This window comes from Escherichia albertii, assembly GCF_028622335.1.
GTDB lineage: Bacteria > Pseudomonadota > Gammaproteobacteria > Enterobacterales > Enterobacteriaceae > Escherichia > Escherichia albertii.
The window spans coordinates 932,063-950,307 of sequence record NZ_CP117568.1 but is presented as its reverse complement, the minus strand read 5'-3'; the positions used below and the strand labels follow the sequence as shown (position 1 = coordinate 950,307).

Below are 18,245 nucleotides of genomic sequence, written 5' to 3'. Positions count from 1 at the left end.
AATTACCTGGAACTGCTGTTATTTTCGAACTGCTGTGTTAAGTAGCTGCTGGTGCTGTTTAACGAGGTCATTAAAACGTCCAGTTGGGTAAATTGTTCTTTGTAGCGCGCGACCTGCGCATCAATGCGATCGCTGGCGGCGTTGTAGTCTTTGGTCAGCTTGTTCAGGGTTTTGCTGACGCCATCGGTAGCGGCTTTAATGATGCCCGTCGTCGAAAGCCAACTGGTCAGGTTAACGCCAATGGTGGTGGTGATGCCGGTTTTTTTTCCGTCGCCGACAATCAGAGCGCCTACGCCGCTGGCATCTTTTTTCAATGCGGCGGTGAGTTTGTCGGCATCCAGTTCCAGTTTGCCGTTGCTGGGATCGGTCGTGATACCCATCTGCGCCAGCGTTTTATAGTTGGAGGAACTGACGGTATTGCTCAGCATCGATTTCAACTGCGTCTGGATAGTCCGCAGCGTGGAGTCGCCAGGCAGTGCGCCGTTGTCTGAACTCTGGCTATCAGAACCCGCATCTACGGCAGTGTATTTGGTCAGACTGCTGAAGTTGTCGATCAGCGAGTTATAGGCATTCACCCAGTCTTTAATCGCACTTTGCGCTTTGGCGGTGTCCTGGGTAATGGTCAACGTCTGGTTGCCCGTGGTGACATCGTTCAGGTTCAGCGTGATGTTTTCCAGCGCGTCGCTGATGGTGTTGCTGCTGTTTTCAATGGCGACGTTGTTGACCGTCAACTGCGCATTCTGGGCGACGACCGAGACCTCCATACCGTTGCCACTGGCGCCATAGCTCATAAAGCTTTGCAGTGCATCATCACCGCTGACCGAGAGCGTCATCGCATTGTCGAGGCCGGTGTCATTTGATGTGACTGACAGGCGATATTCACTGTTACCCACGTTAATGATGCTCGCGCTTACGCCCGCTTTTGCGTTGTTGATGGCATCACGAATCGCGCTTAAAGACGAGTTAGCCGCGCTGATATCAATGGTTATCGGATCTTTATTGCCGCCTTGTTGAATGGTGAGTTTGCTGTCGCTGGCAGCGATAGCCGTTTTCGTATCGTCTCTGGTGGTGCTTGTGGTCAGGGTTTGCGCCTGTGCCAGATGAGTGACGCTGATAGTGTATTTCCCGGCGATGGCGTTGCCCGCGGTGGTTGCGCTAAAGGCGGTGGTACTGCTGGTCGTGCTGGTGGAGGAAAACAGATCGGCTTTAGACAATGCCGTATTGGCGGTCTGGAAAGTCGTCAACGCGCTTTTCAGCGTGCCATAAGCGCTAAGTTTAGCGGTAAACGACGATTGCTGATTTGAAATAGGGGTTAGCGTCGCTTTTTGCGCAGCAGTGAGGCTATCGAGAATGGAACTTAAATCCAGGCCTGACCCGACGCCCAGCGATGAAATACTTGCCATGCGATTTCCTTTTATCTTTCGACACGTAAAACGAATACCGGAGTTATCGGCCTGAATCGGGCAAAGTTTATGTTTAATTGCTTTTTTTAATGACGGGAATAAGGAGGTGAGAAAAGAGTATTTCGGCGGCTAACAAAAAGTGGTTGTTTGTAAAAAAATTCTAAAGGTTGTTTTACGACAGACGATAACAGAGTTGACGGCGATTGAGCCGACGGGTGGAAGCCCAATACGTAATCAACGACTTGCAATATAGGATAACGAATCATGGCACAAGTCATTAATACCAACAGCCTCTCGCTGATCACTCAAAATAATATCAACAAGAACCAGTCTGCGCTGTCGAGTTCTATCGAGCGTCTGTCTTCTGGTTTGCGTATTAACAGTGCGAAGGATGACGCCGCAGGTCAGGCGATTGCTAACCGTTTTACTTCTAACATTAAAGGTCTGACTCAGGCCGCGCGTAACGCCAACGACGGTATCTCTCTGGCGCAGACCACTGAAGGCGCACTGTCTGAAATCAACAACAACTTGCAGCGTGTGCGTGAGTTGACTGTTCAGGCGACGACGGGGACTAACTCTGATTCTGACCTGTCTTCTATTCAGGACGAAATCAAATCTCGTCTGGATGAAATTGACCGTGTCTCTGGTCAGACTCAGTTCAACGGCGTGAACGTGCTGGCTAAAGATGGTTCGATGAAAATTCAGGTTGGCGCGAATGATGGGCAGACTGTTTCCATTGATCTACAAAAGATTGACTCTTCTGCTTTGGGACTGAAAGGGTTCTCTGTATCGGGTAATGCGCTGAAAGTTAGTGATGCTATTACGAGTGTTCCAGGTGCTGCGGCAGGTGATGCTCCGATTGCCGTTAAATTTGGTGTCGATGATGCTGCGGCGGCGACAATCGCTAAAACATTGGGCGTAAGTGATACCTCTGGTCTTTCATTGCACAACGTACAGAAAGCTGATGGTACCGCAACTGGAACTTACGTTGTCCAATCTGGTAACGATTACTACTCTGCTTCTGTAGATAAAGCGACTGGTGTCGTAACGCTTAACACGACTGATGTAAAATATACCGATCCAGTTAACGGCATTGTGACCGGCAGCCCTGCGACGCAATCAGCTCAGGCCATTAAAGTTACAACTAATAGTTCTGGTGCTGCGGTAGGCTATGTCACCGTTCAAGGTAAAAACTATCTTGCTGGTACAAATGGTACCGGTACAGATGCGATTGTTAACGGTGGGACTAATGCTACGACGTCTGTAGCTACCACTTTGCAACTGAGCGATGATGCGGCTGCTACTCTGCCAACGACTGCAACCAAAGAGTTTACTGGCACAGCAACTAATGATCCGCTGGCTCTGCTGGACAAAGCTATCGCATCCGTCGATAAATTCCGTTCTTCCCTGGGTGCTGTCCAGAACCGTCTGGATTCTGCGGTAACCAACCTGAACAACACTACCACCAACTTGTCTGAAGCGCAGTCCCGTATTCAGGACGCCGACTATGCGACCGAAGTGTCCAACATGTCGAAAGCGCAGATCATCCAGCAGGCGGGGAACTCTGTGCTGTCCAAAGCTAACCAGGTGCCGCAGCAGGTTCTGTCTCTGCTACAGGGCTAATCGCCTTAATCTGACTCACTGAGATTGACGACAGACGCCAAATTGCCTGATGCGCTACGCTTATCAGGCCTACAATGTGAATTGCAATTTATTGAATTTGCAAATTTTGTAGGCCGGATAAGGCGTTTACGCCGCATCCGGCAACATGCGGTGTAACTTGTCAGCAACCTGATCCCCGTTGCAGCGGGGATTTACCGGTAACCTCCAAATAACCCCTTATTTCACTCACTAATCGTCCGATTAAAAATCCTGCAGAAACGGATAATCATGCCGATAACTCATATAACGCAGGGCTGTTTATCGTGAATTCACTCTATACCGCTGAAGGTGTAATGGATAAACACTCGCTGTGGCAGCGTTATGTCCCGCTGGTGCGTCACGAAGCATTGCGCCTGCAGGTTCGATTGCCCGCGAGCGTGGAACTTGACGATCTGCTACAGGCAGGCGGCATTGGGTTACTTAATGCCGTTGAACGCTATGACGCCCTACAAGGAACGGCATTTACAACTTACGCAGTGCAGCGTATCCGTGGCGCTATGCTGGATGAACTTCGCAGTCGTGACTGGGTGCCGCGCAGCGTGCGGCGCAACGCGCGTGAAGTGGCACAGGCGATAGGGCAACTGGAGCAGGAACTTGGTCGCAATGCCATAGAAACTGAGGTAGCGGAACGTTTAGGGATCGACATCGCCGGCTATCGCCAAATGTTGCTCGACACTAATAACAGCCAGCTCTTCTCCTATGACGAGTGGCGCGAAGAGCACGGCGACAGCATTGAACTGGTGACTGACGATCATCAGCGGGAAAATCCGCTACAACAGTTACTGGACAATAATCTGCGTCAGCGGGTGATGGCTGCCATTGAAATGTTGCCGGAACGCGAACAACGGGTATTAACCCTCTATTACCAGGAAGAGCTGAATCTCAAAGAGATTGGCGCAGTGCTGGAAGTCGGTGAATCGCGAGTCAGTCAGTTACATAGCCAGGCGATTAAACGGTTACGCACTAAACTGGGTAAGTTATAACGCATGTAAATGCCGCACTTTAATTTTGAATAGCAGGAGTTCTTAATAATGGTGCAGCACCTGAAAAGACGGCCATTAAGCCGCTATCTTAAAGATTTTAAACACAGCCAGACTCATTGCGCGCATTGCCGTAAATTACTCGATCGCATTACCCTGGTTCGCGACGGTAAATTAGTGAATAAAATCGAGATCTCACGCCTCGACATATTATTAGATGAAAATAGCTGGCAGGTGGAACAAAAATCATGGGTGGCATTGTGCCGTTTTTGCGGCGATTTACATTGCAAATCGCAAAGTGATTTTTTCGATATTATCGGCTTTAAGCAGTTTCTCCTTGAACATACCGAAATGAGCCCCGGTACCGTGCGTGAATATGTCGTCCGTCTGCGCCGTCTGGGACATCATTTACGTCAACAAAATATTTCCCACGATCTGCTGCAGGAAGGCTTTCTTGATGAAACCTTTGCCCCGTGGCTGCCTGCCACCAGCACCAACAATTACCGCATTGCGTTACGTAAGTATCAGCATTACCAGCGTCAAACGAGCGCTGGCCTTGCGCAGAAATCCGCCAGTCTGTCGGTATCTGATATATATTAAATAAGAATAAGATGTAACGGAGTTGTTTTTGTGTTTACAAACAATGGCCCTACACTGCAAACAGACATAACAACATTCGGGGTGAATATGAAATTAGCACATCTTGGACGTCAGGCGTTGATGGGTGTCATGGCCGTGGCGCTGGTCGCGGGCATGAGCGTCAAGAGTTTTGCCGATGAGGGCTTGCTCAATAAAGTGAAAGAGCGCGGCACGCTGCTGGTGGGCCTGGAAGGCACTTATCCGCCATTCAGCTTTCAGGGAGATGACGGTAAATTAACCGGCTTTGAAGTGGAGTTTGCTCAACAACTGGCAAAACATCTTGGCGTAGAAGCTGCATTAAAACCGACCAAATGGGACGGCATGTTAGCGTCGCTGGATTCTAAACGTATTGATGTGGTGATTAATCAGGTCACCATCTCTGACGAGCGCAAGAAAAAATACGATTTCTCTACCCCATACACCATTTCCGGCATTCAGGCGCTGGTGAAGAAAGGTCATGAAGGCACCATTAAAACGGCTGACGACCTGAAAGGTAAAAAAGTCGGTGTCGGTCTGGGAACCAACTATGAAGAGTGGTTGCGTCAGAATGTTCAGGGCGTCGATGTGCGTACCTATGATGATGACCCAACCAAATATCAGGATCTTCGCGTGGGACGTATTGATGCGATTCTGGTTGACCGTCTGGCGGCGCTGGATCTGGTGAAAAAAACCAACGATACGTTGGCAGTAACCGGTGAAGCGTTCTCTCGTCAGGAGTCTGGCGTGGCACTGCGTAAAGGAAACGAAGATCTGCTGAAAGCGGTTAACGGTGCCATTGCGGAAATGCAAAAAGACGGCACCTTACAAGCCCTTTCCGAAAAATGGTTTGGTGCTGATGTGACCAAATAATCAGCGTGATGACAAAAAGGGCGCTTTCATTAGCGCCTTTTTTATTTAAGCGTTTTCAGCGTGCATAATAACAATATCACAACAACACACATCGGAGGTTTTTATGCCACTACATAATTTAACGCGTTTCCCACGGCTGGAATTTATCGGCGCGCCAACACCACTCGAATATCTGCCGCGTTTTTCTGATTATCTCGGACGAGAAATTTTTATTAAACGGGATGACGTTACTCCTATGGCAATGGGCGGCAATAAATTACGTAAACTGGAATTTCTCGCGGCTGATGCTCTGCGCGAAGGTGCCGACACTCTGCTTACCGCGGGGGCGATTCAGTCTAACCACGTGCGCCAGACAGCTGCCGTAGCTGCAAAACTGGGTCTGCACTGCGTAGCGCTGCTGGAAAACCCTATTGGTACTACCGCAGAGAACTATTTAAGCAATGGCAACCGTTTGTTGCTGGATCTGTTCAATACCCAGATTGAAATGTGCGATGCATTGAGCGATCCCAACGCCCAACTGGAAGAGCTGGCGACGCGAGTCGAAGCACAAGGTTTCCGCCCGTATGTCATTCCGGTTGGCGGTTCTAATGCTTTAGGCGCGCTGGGGTATGTGGAGAGTGCGCTGGAAATTGCGCAACAGTGTGAAGGGGCGGTTAATATTTCGTCTGTGGTGGTAGCATCGGGCAGTGCCGGAACACACGCCGGGCTGGCGGTTGGACTGGAACAATTGCTGCCAGATACTGAACTGATTGGCGTGACCGTGTCGCGTTCTGTTGCTGAACAGTTGCCGAAAGTGGTTAATCTACAACAGGCTATTGCCAAAGAGCTGGAGCTGACTGCTGCAGCGGACATTTTACTCTGGGATGATTATTTTGCGCCTGGCTATGGTGTGCCAAATGATGAGGGCATGGAAGCGGTGAAACTGCTGGCGCGCCTGGAAGGTATTCTGCTTGATCCTGTGTATACCGGAAAAGCGATGGCGGGGCTGATTGATGGTATTAGTCAGAAACGCTTCAAAGATGAAGGTCCGATTCTGTTTATTCATACCGGCGGCGCGCCTGCGCTGTTTGCCTATCATCCCCACGTCTAGTCCCGGAAATGCTTATGCAAGAAAGTATACAACTGGTTATTGATTCCTTGCCGTTCCTGCTGAAAGGGGCAGGGTATACGCTGCAACTCAGTATCGGCGGCATGTTTTTTGGCTTACTGTTGGGATTTATTCTCGCGCTGATGCGTCTGTCGCCTGTCTGGCCTGTGCGCTGGCTGGCGCGTTTTTATATCTCTATCTTTCGCGGTACGCCGCTCATCGCGCAGCTGTTTATGATCTATTACGGTCTGCCGCAGTTTGGTATTGAGCTGGACCCGATCCCGTCAGCGATGATTGGCCTGTCACTGAATACCGCTGCTTATGCTGCTGAAACGCTGCGTGCGGCTATTTCTTCTATTGATAAAGGTCAATGGGAAGCAGCCGCCAGTATCGGGATGACGCCGTGGCAAACCATGCGGCGGGCGATTTTACCGCAGGCGGCGCGGGTGGCGCTGCCGCCGCTGTCGAACAGCTTTATCAGCCTGGTGAAAGATACTTCGCTGGCGGCGACGATTCAGGTGCCGGAGCTGTTCCGTCAGGCGCAGTTGATTACTTCGCGCACGCTGGAAGTTTTCACAATGTATCTCGCGGCTTCGCTCATTTACTGGATTATGGCGACAGTGTTATCGACGCTGCAGAACCATTTTGAGAATCAACTTAATCGCCAGGAGAGAGAGCCAAAATGAGCGCCATTGAAGTTAAAAATCTGGTGAAGAAATTCCACGGTCAGACGGTATTGCATGGTATCGATCTGGAGGTCAAAACTGGCGAAGTCGTGGCGATTATCGGCCCGAGCGGCTCCGGTAAAACCACGTTGTTACGCAGCATAAATCTGCTGGAACAACCGGAGGCTGGGACGATTAAAGTGGGCGATATCATGATTGATACTGCGCGTTCATTAGGTCAGCAAAAATTGCTGATTCGACAGTTGCGTCAGCATGTCGGTTTTGTCTTCCAGAACTTTAATTTGTTTCCGCATCGCACGGTGCTGGAAAATATTATTGAAGGGCCGGTGATCGTCAAAGGCGAACTAAAAGAAGAAGCCACGACACGCGCACGTGAACTGCTGGCGAAAGTCGGACTGGCGGGCAAAGAAACCCGCTATCCACGTCGTTTGTCCGGTGGCCAACAGCAACGCGTGGCGATTGCGCGTGCGCTGGCAATGCGTCCTGAAGTTATTTTATTTGATGAGCCAACGTCGGCGCTGGACCCGGAGCTGGTAGGGGAGGTTCTGAATACCATTCGGCAACTGGCGCAGGAGAGACGTACTATGGTGATTGTGACGCACGAAATGAGCTTTGCCCGAGACGTTGCCGATCGCGCAATCTTTATGGATCAAGGGAGAATAGTGGAGCAAGGATCAGCAAAAGCATTATTTGCTAATCCACAGCAGCCCCGTACTCGCCAGTTTCTCGAGAAATTTCTGCTGAAATAATAAGAAAAACTCAGCCCCGGCAGATGTTTTGTCGGGGGGGAATGTGATTCCGTATCGCCATAAATTGGTTAACAAAACAGCATAACTCATTAATAACATAAGAGAATGTTATGTCTTGCAAAAGTAATTCATTGTCTGAATAATATTGATTATATATAAATCTTATTTATGTGATAGTTTGAGATATCAATATAAATGGTACTCACTTTCAGGGGCATTGCGGTTTACTATGCAGGATACGGATTTTTTCAGCTGGCGTCGCACGATGCTATTGCGTTTTCAGAGGATGGAGGTTGCGGAAGAGGTTTACCATGAAATAGAGCATCAGGCTCACCAACTCGAGTATGATTTCTATTCATTATGTGTGCGTCATCCGGTGCCATTTACGCGACCGAAAGTGGCTTTCTACACTAATTATCCCGAGGCGTGGGTTCGTTATTATCAGGAGAAAAACTTTCTCGCTATCGATCCGGCTCTTAACCCTGAAAACTTCCGTCAGGGGCATTTACTGTGGAATGACGACTTATACCGCGAAGCACAACCGTTGTGGGAAGCTGCCCGTGCGCATGGTTTACGTCGCGGCGTCACGCACTATTTTATGTTGCCGAATCGGGCGTTGGGTTTTTTGTCTTTCTCCCGTAGCAGTACGCGTGAAATTCCTGTTCCTGGTGATGAACTGCAATTAAAAATGCAGTTGCTGGTGCGTGAAAGTCTGATGGCGTTGATGCGTTTAAATGATGAAATGGTGATGACGCCGGAAATGCATTTCAGCAAGCGGGAAAAGGAAATTTTGAAATGGACTGCCGAAGGAAAGACATCGGCAGAGATTGCGATGATCCTGTCAATCTCCGAGAATACAGTCAATTTTCATCAGAAAAATATGCAGAAAAAAATCAATGCGCCAAATAAAACGCAGGTTGCCTGTTATGCTGCCGCAACTGGCTTAATATGACCTCTTTTACATTTTGTGTACCAGATGTAAAACCGGCTGAAAGGCGTGCCTTCAGCCGGTTTTATATTACTGACGGTAAGCTTGTTTAATTTGCTTAACCGTTTTGGAAAATACCGCAGCCTGGGTTTCGTCTTCGATCAGCGCAAGCTGTTTTTCCATCTTTAACATCACGCGGCCCGCGTCAGCTTGTCCCATCGCCTGCAGCATCAGCGTCAGCATCGCTTTCAGGCAGGAGACTTCGTTTGCCAGTTCTTGATTATTCTCGGCAGTAGAAAAATCAGGCGTACTCATTTATTTTCCTCGTCATATTGCAATGAAAATTTGCAGTGAAAAATGTTAAGGCGGCGGAGTATACCATAAGCTCCGTTAAAAATAGCAGTGGTTGTTTTTTGTGCGCCTTGTCGTCAATGATATTAAACTGGCTAATATAGTGGCCAATTAATATTTCTATCATGAATGTTTTTGGTCCGTATTGTTTGAGTTAATTAATGTTACACATTCATGCTGCTGATTCTCATTTTTGCTGAATAAAGTCAATTTTTGTCACATTTCGTCGTTGGTTTTACCATAGAATGAACCAACAAATCTTTGGTGACGGGCGTGATCATAACTGTGGACAATCGAATTTACGAAAACGAGAGAAAAATCGAATACCCACCATTTTTAACGTTTCAAAGTTGCAATAAAACCCGCTAATATACGAATGACTAACTATCAGTAGCGTTATCCCTATTTCTGGAGATATTCCTTTGATCAACGTTCTACTTGTTGATGACCACGAACTGGTGCGCGCAGGGATACGACGCATTCTGGAAGATATAAAGGGTATTAAAGTCGTCGGTGAGGCATCCTGCGGTGAAGACGCCGTTAAGTGGTGCCGGGCAAACACCGTTGACGTGGTGCTAATGGACATGAGTATGCCAGGCATTGGTGGACTTGAGGCGACGCGTAAAATCGCGCGCTCGACCGCGGATGTCAAAATCATCATGCTTACGGTCCATACTGAAAACCCTTTACCTGCGAAAGTTATGCAGGCCGGCGCCGCAGGCTACCTCAGCAAAGGCGCGGCACCGCAGGAAGTCGTAAGCGCGATTCGCTCTGTTTATTCAGGGCAACGGTATATTGCTTCCGATATCGCCCAACAAATGGCGTTAAGCCAGATCGAACCAGAGAAGACGGAAAGCCCATTTGCCAGTTTGTCTGAACGTGAATTGCAGATTATGCTGATGATTACTAAAGGTCAGAAGGTCAATGAGATCTCAGAACAACTAAATCTCAGCCCGAAAACGGTGAACAGCTATCGCTACCGTATGTTCAGTAAATTAAACATTCATGGCGATGTCGAGCTGACTCACCTGGCAATTCGCCATGGTCTGTGTAATGCGGAGACATTAACAAGTCAGTGAGTGTTCAGTTTGACGCAAAAGCGTTTTTAAAAACCGTAACCAGCCAGCCGGGCGTTTATCGCATGTATGATGCTGGTGGTACGGTTATCTATGTCGGCAAAGCGAAAGACCTGAAAAAACGGCTTTCCAGCTATTTCCGAAGCAATCTCGCTTCGCGCAAAACCGAAGCGTTGGTGGCGCAGATCCAGCAAATTGACGTAACGGTTACCCACACCGAAACAGAAGCGTTATTGCTGGAACATAACTACATTAAACTTTATCAACCGCGTTACAACGTTCTGTTGCGCGATGATAAGTCTTATCCCTTTATCTTTCTGAGTGGCGATACTCATCCGCGCCTGGCTATGCATCGCGGTGCGAAGCATGCTAAAGGTGAATATTTCGGCCCGTTTCCGAATGGTTATGCCGTACGTGAAACGCTGGCGCTGCTACAAAAGATTTTTCCTATTCGCCAGTGCGAAAATAGCGTCTATCGCAACCGCTCGCGCCCGTGCCTGCAATATCAGATCGGGCGCTGCCTGGGGCCGTGCGTCGAAGGGCTGGTAGGTGAAGATGAGTACGCTCAACAAGTTGAATATGTGCGCCTGTTTTTATCGGGTAAGGACGATCAGGTCATTACCCAATTGATTTCTCGCATGGAAAAGGCCAGTCAGAATCTGGAGTTTGAAGAGGCCGCACGCATTCGTGACCAGATTCAGGCAGTACGTCGCGTTACCGAGAAACAGTTCGTCTCTAATACTGGCGATGATCTTGACGTGATTGGCGTGGCGTTTGAGGCAGGAATGGCATGTGTTCATGTACTGTTTATTCGTCAGGGCAAAGTGCTCGGTAGCCGTAGCTATTTTCCGAAAGTACCCGGCGGGACGGAACTGGGGGAAGTGGTGGAAACTTTTGTCGGCCAGTTCTATTTACAGGGCAGTCAGATGCGCACCTTGCCAGGAGAGATCCTGCTTGATTTTCATCTCAGCGATAAAACGTTGCTCGCCGATTCCCTTTCAGAACTGGCAGGACGCAGAATTAACGTCCAGACTAAACCGCGCGGCGATCGGGCGCGTTACCTTAAGTTGGCGCGTACCAATGCGGCGACCGCATTGACCAGCAAACTTTCGCAGCAATCTACCGTTCACCAGCGACTAACCGCACTTGCCAGCGTGTTGAAATTGCCCGCCGTGAAGCGGATGGAGTGTTTTGACATTAGCCATACTATGGGCGAACAAACCGTCGCGTCGTGTGTGGTGTTCGATGCCAATGGCCCACTGCGTGCTGAGTATCGGCGTTATAACATTACCGGCATTACGCCGGGCGATGATTATGCGGCGATGAATCAGGTGCTACGTCGGCGTTATGGTAAAGCTATTGACGACAGTAAGATCCCGGACGTGATCCTTATCGACGGCGGTAAAGGTCAGTTGGCGCAGGCGAAAAACGTTTTTGCCGAACTGGATGTATCATGGGATAAAAAACATCCTCTGTTACTTGGTGTTGCCAAAGGGGCCGATCGTAAGGCCGGGCTGGAAACGCTGTTCTTCGAACCGGAAGGTGAGGGATTTAGTCTGCCGCCAGATTCGCCGGCGCTGCATGTTATTCAGCATATACGCGATGAATCGCACGATCATGCAATTGGCGGACACCGCAAAAAACGAGCGAAGGTCAAAAATACCAGCACTCTGGAAACCATTGAAGGCGTCGGTCCAAAACGTCGGCAAATGTTGTTGAAATATATGGGCGGTTTGCAAGGTTTACGTAACGCCAGCGTCGAAGAAATTGCAAAAGTGCCGGGTATTTCGCAAGCTCTGGCAGAAAAGATCTTCTGGTCGTTGAAACATTGATGTCTCTGTAGCAACATAGGGGTAATCTTACTGACAACAGATAGTTACCCGTCATTATGCAATTTAATATCCCTACGTTGCTCACACTGTTCCGTGTCATCCTTATCCCATTCTTTGTATTGGTCTTTTATCTGCCTGTCACCTGGTCGCCGTTTGCCGCCGCACTCATTTTTTGCGTCGCGGCGGTGACTGACTGGTTTGATGGTTTTCTGGCCCGGCGCTGGAACCAGAGTACCCGTTTTGGCGCTTTCCTTGATCCGGTAGCGGATAAAGTGCTGGTCGCCATTGCGATGGTGTTGGTAACTGAGCATTACCATAGCTGGTGGGTGACTTTACCGGCGGCAACGATGATTGCCCGTGAAATTATCATTTCTGCACTGCGCGAGTGGATGGCGGAGCTGGGTAAACGCAGTAGCGTGGCTGTCTCCTGGATTGGTAAAGTGAAAACCACGGCGCAAATGGTGGCGTTGGCCTGGCTGTTGTGGCGTCCAAACATTTGGGTTGAGTACGCGGGGATTGCACTTTTCTTCGTGGCTGCAGTACTGACCCTATGGTCAATGTTGCAATATTTGAGCGCTGCACGAGCGGATTTGCTTGATCAGTGATCGTTTCGACGCAAATTTCAGCAAACGATCAAAAGTGGTGAAAAATATCGTTGACTCATCGCGCCAGGTAAGTAGAATGCAACGCATCGAACGGCGGTACTGATTGCCAGACGATAATAAAATCAAGTGATTAACTGATTGCTTGATGAATGCGGGAATAGCTCAGTTGGTAGAGCACGACCTTGCCAAGGTCGGGGTCGCGAGTTCGAGTCTCGTTTCCCGCTCCAGTTTAAAAGACATCGGCTCAGGCGGGTGTCTGGCTGAAAAGCCTGAAGAATTTGGCGCGTTAACAAAGCGGTTATGTAGCGGATTGCAAATCCGTCTAGTCCGGTTCGACTCCGGAACGCGCCTCCAATTTTTCCCGAGCCCGGATGGTGGAATCGGTAGACACAAGGGATTTAAAATCCCTCGGCGTTCGCGCTGTGCGGGTTCAAGTCCCGCTCCGGGTACCATGGGAAAGATAAGAATAAAATCAAAGCAATAAGCAGTGTCGTGAAACCACCTTCGGGTGGTTTTTTTGTATCTGTGATTTGTCATTACACTCTCACCAAATTTTTATCACTGAGTTATCCATTCAAAAAGTATCTCTGGTCCAGGCCGACATGTAAGATAGGCGTTGGCGAGTTGAGATCCACAAGGAAAAGCGTATGAAAACGGGACCGTTAAACGAAAGTGAGTTGGAATGGCTGGATGATATTCTGACTAAATACAACACTGACCACGCCATTCTTGATGTGGCGGAACTGGACGGTTTATTGACGGCGGTGTTGAGTTCTCCGCAGGAGATTGAACCGGAACAATGGCTGGTTGCCGTGTGGGGTGGGGCGGACTATGTACCGCGCTGGGCGTCAGAGAAAGAGATGATGCGCTTTATGAACCTGGCTTTTCAGCATATGGCTGATACCGCAGAGCGCCTGAACGAATTCCCCGAACAGTTTGAGCCGCTATTTGGCCTGCGAGAAGTTGACGGTAGTGAACTGACGATTGTTGAGGAGTGGTGCTTTGGTTATATGCGTGGCGTGGCACTCTCTGATTGGTCTGCATTGCCAGATTCGTTAAAACCGGCACTGGAAGCCATTGCGCTGCACGGTACAGAAGAAAACTTCGAGCGGGTGGAGAAGCTGTCGCCGGAAGCATTTGATGAGAGCGTGGATGCTATTCGACTGGCGGCGCTTGATTTACATGCCTACTGGATGGCGCATCCGCAGGAAAAGCCTGTCCAGCAACCAATTAAGGTAGAAGAGAAACCTGGTCGTAACGATCCTTGCCCATGCGGGAGTGGTAAGAAATTTAAGCAGTGCTGCCTGCACTAAGAGGAAATGTTGGGGACAGGAGTTAATTCTGGCCCCGGCATGCTATTGACCTGATAAGTCTGTGGACAGAAGATTAGTCCTGCGTCCACAGACACATCAGGTAGAGTAATCATCCCACCTGGGGTAATAATCCAGCTGCAATCAAAAATTGCACAGTAATCACACCAATACCACAGAGAAACACCAACACCAGCGCCGGACGACCACCTTTCACGCGATAACCTGCCTGCGGATTATGCTTTCTGCTTTGCCAGGTCAGCAGGGAAGGGATAATCAACGCCAGAACAGCCAGCGCTACGCCTGCATATCCCAGCGCCATCACGAAGCCACGTGGGTAAAACAGTGCAAACGCCAGCGGTGGCAGAAAGGTAATCGCCCCCGTTTGCAGACGTCCGCCAATGCTGTTTGAGCGCTGAAACAGATCCGCCAGATAATCAAACAAACCTAACGCCACACCAAGGAAAGACGTTGCGAGGGCTAAGTCAGCAAATAAATGCACCGCTAACTCCACGTGCGGAGAAACAACAACTTCGCGTAATGCCTGCAACAGACCGTTTAAACCAGCATGATTAGCCAGTAACCCCATAAAGGTTGTCGAATCAATGCTGCCCAGCGTCGCCAGTTGCCAGAAAATGTACGCTATCAGAGGGATCGCACTACCGGTAATAAATACCCAGCGCAGTTTACGGATATTGCCGTCCATATAGCTGACGATGCTTGGCACGCTGCCGTGAAAACCAAACGACGTAAAAATGACCGGGATCGCGGATAGCGCCAGCCCCTGTTGCAGCGGTAGGGTTAACAAATTCACTTTATGAATATGCGGTAACAGTAATACCAGCATCACCACCAGAAAAATAATTTTGGCGCTGAACAGAAAACGATTAAATAAATCGACCAGCGATGTCCCCACACAAACCACACCACCGGCAACAAAAGTGAACAACAGCACGCCAGTGCTTGCAGTCATGGAAATGCCTGTCCAGTCGCTGATGCTGGAGGCCAACAATTCACCAGCGCCGCTGATGTACGCTGCCGTCAGGGCATACATTAGAAACATCATACTGAAGCCAGTCAGCCACTGCCCGTAACGCCCCAGATAGCGTTTTGCCAGCGTGCCTAACCCCGTGTCTGCGGGGACATGTTGATATACTTCCAGCAGTAATAGCGCGGTGTAACACATCAGGGCCCACAGCCCAATTAACAATGTCAACGTGACGCTAAAGCCGACGCCAGCCGCTGCCAACGGCATTGCCAGCATACCTGCGCCAATTGTGGTTCCTGCCACGATAAAAACACTTCCCAGAGTTCTGTTTTTCACGCTTTCTTCTGTCCTGACGATCTTTATGAGTGATATCTGTGGCGCAGGTTAAGGCATTCTGTATATTTCGTCAAATCAGCGTTACATATTGTGTAAATTAATGTGTACAGTAAAATGCATTCAGAACTGCGTTGGCGCAAAGCTTTGATGAGCGCCTGCCGTTACGCTATGTCTTTTTTGAGGAGGAACGATGGAATCCATTCACGGTCATGAAGTGTTAAATATGATGATTGAATCTGGCGAGCAATATACTCACGCCAGCCTGGAAGCGGCGATTAAAGCGCGTTTTGGTGAACAAGCGCGTTTTCATACCTGTTCGGCAGAAGGGATGACGGCGGGAGAGCTGGTGGCGTTTCTGGCGGCAAAAGGTAAATTTATTCCCAGTGGAGATGGATTCTCAACTGATCCAGGTAAGATTTGTCGTCACTGATATGAAACGGCGGCAGAGATTCTGCCGCCGGAGAGGATTAGTTTTGTGTGTCGAGGGTAGAGAGTTCTTTATCGATAAAATAAAGACCTTCGCCGCTCTTACCTGCCAGGCTTAATTTATCAATAATAGACTTGAACAATTTCTCTTCTTCATGCTGTTCAGAGACATACCACTGCAGGAAATTGAATGTCGGATAATCCTGATTGGTCATGGCTGCATGAGCCAGTTCGTTAATTTTCTGGGTAATTAACTGCTCGTGTTTGTAGGTTTCCTGGAATAATTCATCAAGTGAAGAATATTCCGCAAACGGGGATTCAACAGTATTTATACGCGGTAAGTTTCCGGTATCGGTCAGATAGTCAAACAGGCGCTGCATATGCGTCATTTCTTCCTGAGCATGGCGGCGCAGGAACGCAGCAGCGCCTTCGAAGGTGTGATAGCTGCACCAGGCGCTCATTTGCTGATAAAGCAGTGAAGAATACAGTTCCAGGTTCATCTGCTCATTAAGTTTTTCAATCATTTCTGGTTTCAGCATGATAGTCGTGCTCCATAAAGATTATTTTTGTTGCTGTGCCGCCACTATAATTTGTTATTTTATTATTTGCAAAAGGTAAAATATAAGCGTCAATTATTAAAAATACGAATGGGAATAAAACGCATTAACACTATTTATGTGTGAATTAATCAGCGAAATATCTCTCGCTGATTAAGTGTTTTATTGAAAGACAGAGAAGGCGGAATGCTGGCACCGATATGACAAAGTGAATTCAGTATTCAGACATAAAGAACCGGCAAAGACGCTACAGTTTCCCACTGGCTGACCAAAGGGGATGGCGTGAGTATATCCCTCTTGCTGACACGCGCGATCGGCGATTCCGTGGTTCAGATAACGATCAGAGCGGGCATGTTGTAAAAATGCCTGATCATAAACCAGCCGGACAATGCCCGCTGCCGCATCAACATTGCCCACATGAGCCTGACGAGTAATGGTACATCCCGTCAGTGTTATTACTGAAAGAGTCAGAATCAGAGATTTCATGGTGCAGCCAGAAGAGTAAAAGAAAGACGCATTTTACGCGTTGCTGCGCAGCTGCAATGGACGGAAAAGACGGCAGGCAGGTGCTATTTCTTGTCATCATCAGACCTTTTGCTGCGTTTTTATGGTTATCATTTTTATAACATAAAAGGGGTATTTATGTGATTCGCATCACATTAAGGTTGATTTTTGTGATGGATGTCATATTATAAGCACGAAGACAATAACAGATATATAACAAATGGTCGGAGTGTCGCAATGAAACTGAGCAAGATCCTGAAAAGCATGTTTGATAACTATTGCAAGACGTTCAAAGACGTACCGCCAGGCAATATGTTCAGATAAACAAGAAACCTGCTCCGGCAGGTTTTTTTGTATCCTGATAGCGTGGGATGTGGCTATCACTGCGGAAGCGAAGCCGTTACTATAACGGTTTTGAAAATGCTATCAGGAGTTTACGATGCCCCAGCCGCTAAATGCCGATCAGGAACTGGTCTCTGATGTTGTCGCTTGCCAGTTGGTTATCAAACAAATTCTCGACGTACTCGATGTTATCGCGCCCGTAGAGATTCGCGAAAAAATGTCCAGCCAGTTAAAGAATATCGACTTTACCAACCATCCTGCCGCTGCTGATCCTGTCACCATGCGGGCTATTCAAAAAGCCATCGCGCTGATTGATCTGAAATTTACTCCACAAGGCGAATCCCATTAAAAAACCGCTGCTTCAGTGATATGAAGCAGCGGCCTTCAGAAATTTATTTTGTTCCGGCGCAATACATGAGCGCCGGTCATTATCAATGCAGTTGATGCGACACAACATTCAGTACATGCTGGTCGGTCTGTACAGGGCACATACCCGCCAGTTTAGCGCTACGGACTTCATCAAGAATAGTTTGCAACAACAGACCGTCGTACTGCTGTTCTTTTTCCAGATCGCGCAGGAAATCAACGGTAGACTCATCATTCAAGGCTTTTGCTTCAACGGCTAATTGTGACAGTGTGCTTGAACGCTGTTCATACTCTTCCATCGTTTTTTGGAATAACTCTTCCAAAGAGTTTAATTTCTCGCCAGGAACGTCAATGGCCTTCACGATGGGGGTTGCTCCAACACTTTTTATAAAATTAAACATGCGCATCATCTGAGTCACATTACTTTGTGCCTGGGCGCGAAGGAAAGTCGCGGTGCCATTCAGACTTTGCTCAGAACACCAGTTGCTCAGGTGGAGGTAGAGATTGGATGCATAAAACTCGAGGTTCATTTGCGTGTTGAGTTTGAGAAGCATTCCAGCGGTTGCCAT

At 48.6% G+C, this 18,245-nt stretch carries 22 protein-coding genes and 3 tRNA genes; 18 read left to right on the top strand and 7 right to left on the bottom strand.

The genetic code is table 11. From position 1 onward, the window contains the following. Positions 1-2 precede the first annotated feature (2 nt). Positions 3-1,403 (bottom strand): flagellar filament capping protein FliD, encoded by a 1,401-nt coding sequence (gene fliD / locus PS053_RS04655; RefSeq protein ID WP_059218657.1) that lies wholly within the window; start codon positions 1,401-1,403, stop codon positions 3-5. A 264-nt stretch (positions 1,404-1,667) separates the two neighbouring features. Between fliD and PS053_RS04650 the strand changes: the two genes are divergently transcribed. The 8 genes from PS053_RS04650 (at position 1,668) to sdiA (ending at position 9,007) form a co-directional block, all read left to right on the top strand. Continuing rightward, positions 1,668-3,026, top strand: a complete 1,359-nt coding sequence (locus tag PS053_RS04650) for a FliC/FljB family flagellin (RefSeq protein ID WP_000079681.1) — start codon at positions 1,668-1,670, stop codon at positions 3,024-3,026. A gap of 302 nt (positions 3,027-3,328) precedes the next feature. Continuing rightward, positions 3,329-4,048 carry an RNA polymerase sigma factor FliA gene (fliA, locus tag PS053_RS04645; protein WP_001087461.1) on the top strand — a complete coding sequence of 240 codons (720 nt, stop codon included), beginning with the start codon at positions 3,329-3,331 and terminating at the stop codon, positions 4,046-4,048. A gap of 45 nt (positions 4,049-4,093) precedes the next feature. Beyond that, positions 4,094-4,645, top strand: a complete 552-nt coding sequence (gene fliZ, locus PS053_RS04640; RefSeq protein ID WP_059219974.1) for a flagella biosynthesis regulatory protein FliZ — start codon at positions 4,094-4,096, stop codon at positions 4,643-4,645. Between the two features lie 87 nt (positions 4,646-4,732). Continuing rightward, positions 4,733-5,533 (top strand): cystine ABC transporter substrate-binding protein, encoded by an 801-nt coding sequence (tcyJ, locus tag PS053_RS04635; RefSeq protein ID WP_010335132.1) that lies wholly within the window; start codon positions 4,733-4,735, stop codon positions 5,531-5,533. Positions 5,534-5,636: 103 nt separating this feature from the next. Then, positions 5,637-6,623 (top strand): D-cysteine desulfhydrase, encoded by a 987-nt coding sequence (gene dcyD, locus PS053_RS04630; protein ID WP_001128245.1) that lies wholly within the window; start codon positions 5,637-5,639, stop codon positions 6,621-6,623. A gap of 14 nt (positions 6,624-6,637) precedes the next feature. Further along, on the top strand, positions 6,638-7,306 hold the full coding sequence (gene tcyL / locus PS053_RS04625; protein ID WP_001158230.1) for a cystine ABC transporter permease: 669 nt from the start codon (positions 6,638-6,640) through the stop codon (positions 7,304-7,306). Continuing rightward, positions 7,303-8,055 carry an L-cystine ABC transporter ATP-binding protein TcyN gene (tcyN, locus tag PS053_RS04620; protein ID WP_044710218.1) on the top strand — a complete coding sequence of 251 codons (753 nt, stop codon included), beginning with the start codon at positions 7,303-7,305 and terminating at the stop codon, positions 8,053-8,055. Before tcyL ends, tcyN begins: the two co-directional genes overlap by 4 nt. Before the next feature lie 229 nt (positions 8,056-8,284). Next, positions 8,285-9,007 carry a quorum-sensing transcriptional regulator SdiA gene (gene sdiA / locus PS053_RS04615; RefSeq protein ID WP_001154290.1) on the top strand — a complete coding sequence of 241 codons (723 nt, stop codon included), beginning with the start codon at positions 8,285-8,287 and terminating at the stop codon, positions 9,005-9,007. Between the two features lie 66 nt (positions 9,008-9,073). On the opposite strand, the gene yecF is transcribed toward sdiA, so the two are convergent. Together yecF and PS053_RS04605 are read right to left on the bottom strand one after the other, a co-directional pair. Continuing rightward, the gene (yecF, locus tag PS053_RS04610; protein WP_000106474.1) at positions 9,074-9,298 is read right to left on the bottom strand and encodes a DUF2594 family protein YecF; all 225 of its coding nucleotides are present in this window, start codon (positions 9,296-9,298) and stop codon (positions 9,074-9,076) included. Further along, on the bottom strand, positions 9,285-9,461 hold the full coding sequence (locus PS053_RS04605) for a hypothetical protein (protein ID WP_044708919.1): 177 nt from the start codon (positions 9,459-9,461) through the stop codon (positions 9,285-9,287). The genes yecF and PS053_RS04605 overlap by 14 nt, the downstream gene beginning before the upstream one ends. Positions 9,462-9,756: 295 nt before the next feature. Here PS053_RS04605 and uvrY point away from each other — a divergent pair, with 295 nt between their 5' ends. The 7 genes from uvrY to yecA all read left to right on the top strand — a co-directional run bounded on the left by uvrY (position 9,757) and on the right by yecA (position 14,160). Then, positions 9,757-10,413, top strand: a complete 657-nt coding sequence (gene uvrY, locus PS053_RS04600) for a UvrY/SirA/GacA family response regulator transcription factor (protein ID WP_000611331.1) — start codon at positions 9,757-9,759, stop codon at positions 10,411-10,413. Continuing rightward, entirely contained in the window at positions 10,410-12,242 is a 1,833-nt protein-coding gene (gene uvrC / locus PS053_RS04595) for an excinuclease ABC subunit UvrC (RefSeq protein ID WP_000116017.1), read from the top strand. Before uvrY ends, uvrC begins: the two co-directional genes overlap by 4 nt. Before the next feature lie 56 nt (positions 12,243-12,298). Next, positions 12,299-12,847, top strand: coding sequence for a CDP-diacylglycerol--glycerol-3-phosphate 3-phosphatidyltransferase (pgsA, locus tag PS053_RS04590; RefSeq protein WP_001160187.1), 549 nt, complete (start codon positions 12,299-12,301; stop codon positions 12,845-12,847). 151 nt (positions 12,848-12,998) lie between these two features. Next, a tRNA-Gly gene (locus PS053_RS04585) sits at positions 12,999-13,074 on the top strand. A gap of 53 nt (positions 13,075-13,127) precedes the next feature. Then, positions 13,128-13,201, top strand: a tRNA-Cys gene (locus PS053_RS04580). 11 nt (positions 13,202-13,212) lie between these two features. After that, a tRNA-Leu gene (locus PS053_RS04575) sits at positions 13,213-13,299 on the top strand. Between the two features lie 195 nt (positions 13,300-13,494). Continuing rightward, on the top strand, positions 13,495-14,160 hold the full coding sequence (yecA, locus tag PS053_RS04570; protein ID WP_000847892.1) for a UPF0149 family protein YecA: 666 nt from the start codon (positions 13,495-13,497) through the stop codon (positions 14,158-14,160). Between the two features lie 109 nt (positions 14,161-14,269). Here yecA and tyrP read toward each other — a convergent pair whose 3' ends face one another. Beyond that, positions 14,270-15,481 (bottom strand): tyrosine transporter TyrP, encoded by a 1,212-nt coding sequence (gene tyrP / locus PS053_RS04565; RefSeq protein ID WP_000797586.1) that lies wholly within the window; start codon positions 15,479-15,481, stop codon positions 14,270-14,272. Between the two features lie 190 nt (positions 15,482-15,671). Between tyrP and PS053_RS04560 the strand changes: the two genes are divergently transcribed. Beyond that, positions 15,672-15,911: a YecH family metal-binding protein gene (locus PS053_RS04560; RefSeq protein WP_000443799.1), complete on the top strand. Its 240-nt coding sequence runs from the start codon at positions 15,672-15,674 to the stop codon at positions 15,909-15,911. 37 nt (positions 15,912-15,948) lie between these two features. Here the strand turns inward: PS053_RS04560 and ftnA are convergent, their stop codons facing one another. Both ftnA and PS053_RS04550 read right to left on the bottom strand, forming a co-directional pair. After that, positions 15,949-16,446 (bottom strand): non-heme ferritin, encoded by a 498-nt coding sequence (gene ftnA, locus PS053_RS04555; protein WP_000917208.1) that lies wholly within the window; start codon positions 16,444-16,446, stop codon positions 15,949-15,951. A gap of 180 nt (positions 16,447-16,626) precedes the next feature. Continuing rightward, on the bottom strand, positions 16,627-16,950 hold the full coding sequence (locus PS053_RS04550) for a YecR-like family lipoprotein (RefSeq protein ID WP_000838530.1): 324 nt from the start codon (positions 16,948-16,950) through the stop codon (positions 16,627-16,629). A gap of 255 nt (positions 16,951-17,205) precedes the next feature. Between PS053_RS04550 and azuC the strand changes: the two genes are divergently transcribed. Together azuC and yecJ are read left to right on the top strand one after the other, a co-directional pair. Continuing rightward, positions 17,206-17,292, top strand: coding sequence for a stress response protein AzuC (azuC, locus tag PS053_RS04545; RefSeq protein WP_072179045.1), 87 nt, complete (start codon positions 17,206-17,208; stop codon positions 17,290-17,292). A gap of 115 nt (positions 17,293-17,407) precedes the next feature. Next, entirely contained in the window at positions 17,408-17,659 is a 252-nt protein-coding gene (gene yecJ, locus PS053_RS04540) for a DUF2766 family protein YecJ (protein ID WP_001136129.1), read from the top strand. 82 nt (positions 17,660-17,741) lie between these two features. Here yecJ and PS053_RS04535 read toward each other — a convergent pair whose 3' ends face one another. Then, positions 17,742-18,245, bottom strand: a complete 504-nt coding sequence (locus PS053_RS04535; RefSeq protein WP_000179473.1) for a non-heme ferritin-like protein — start codon at positions 18,243-18,245, stop codon at positions 17,742-17,744.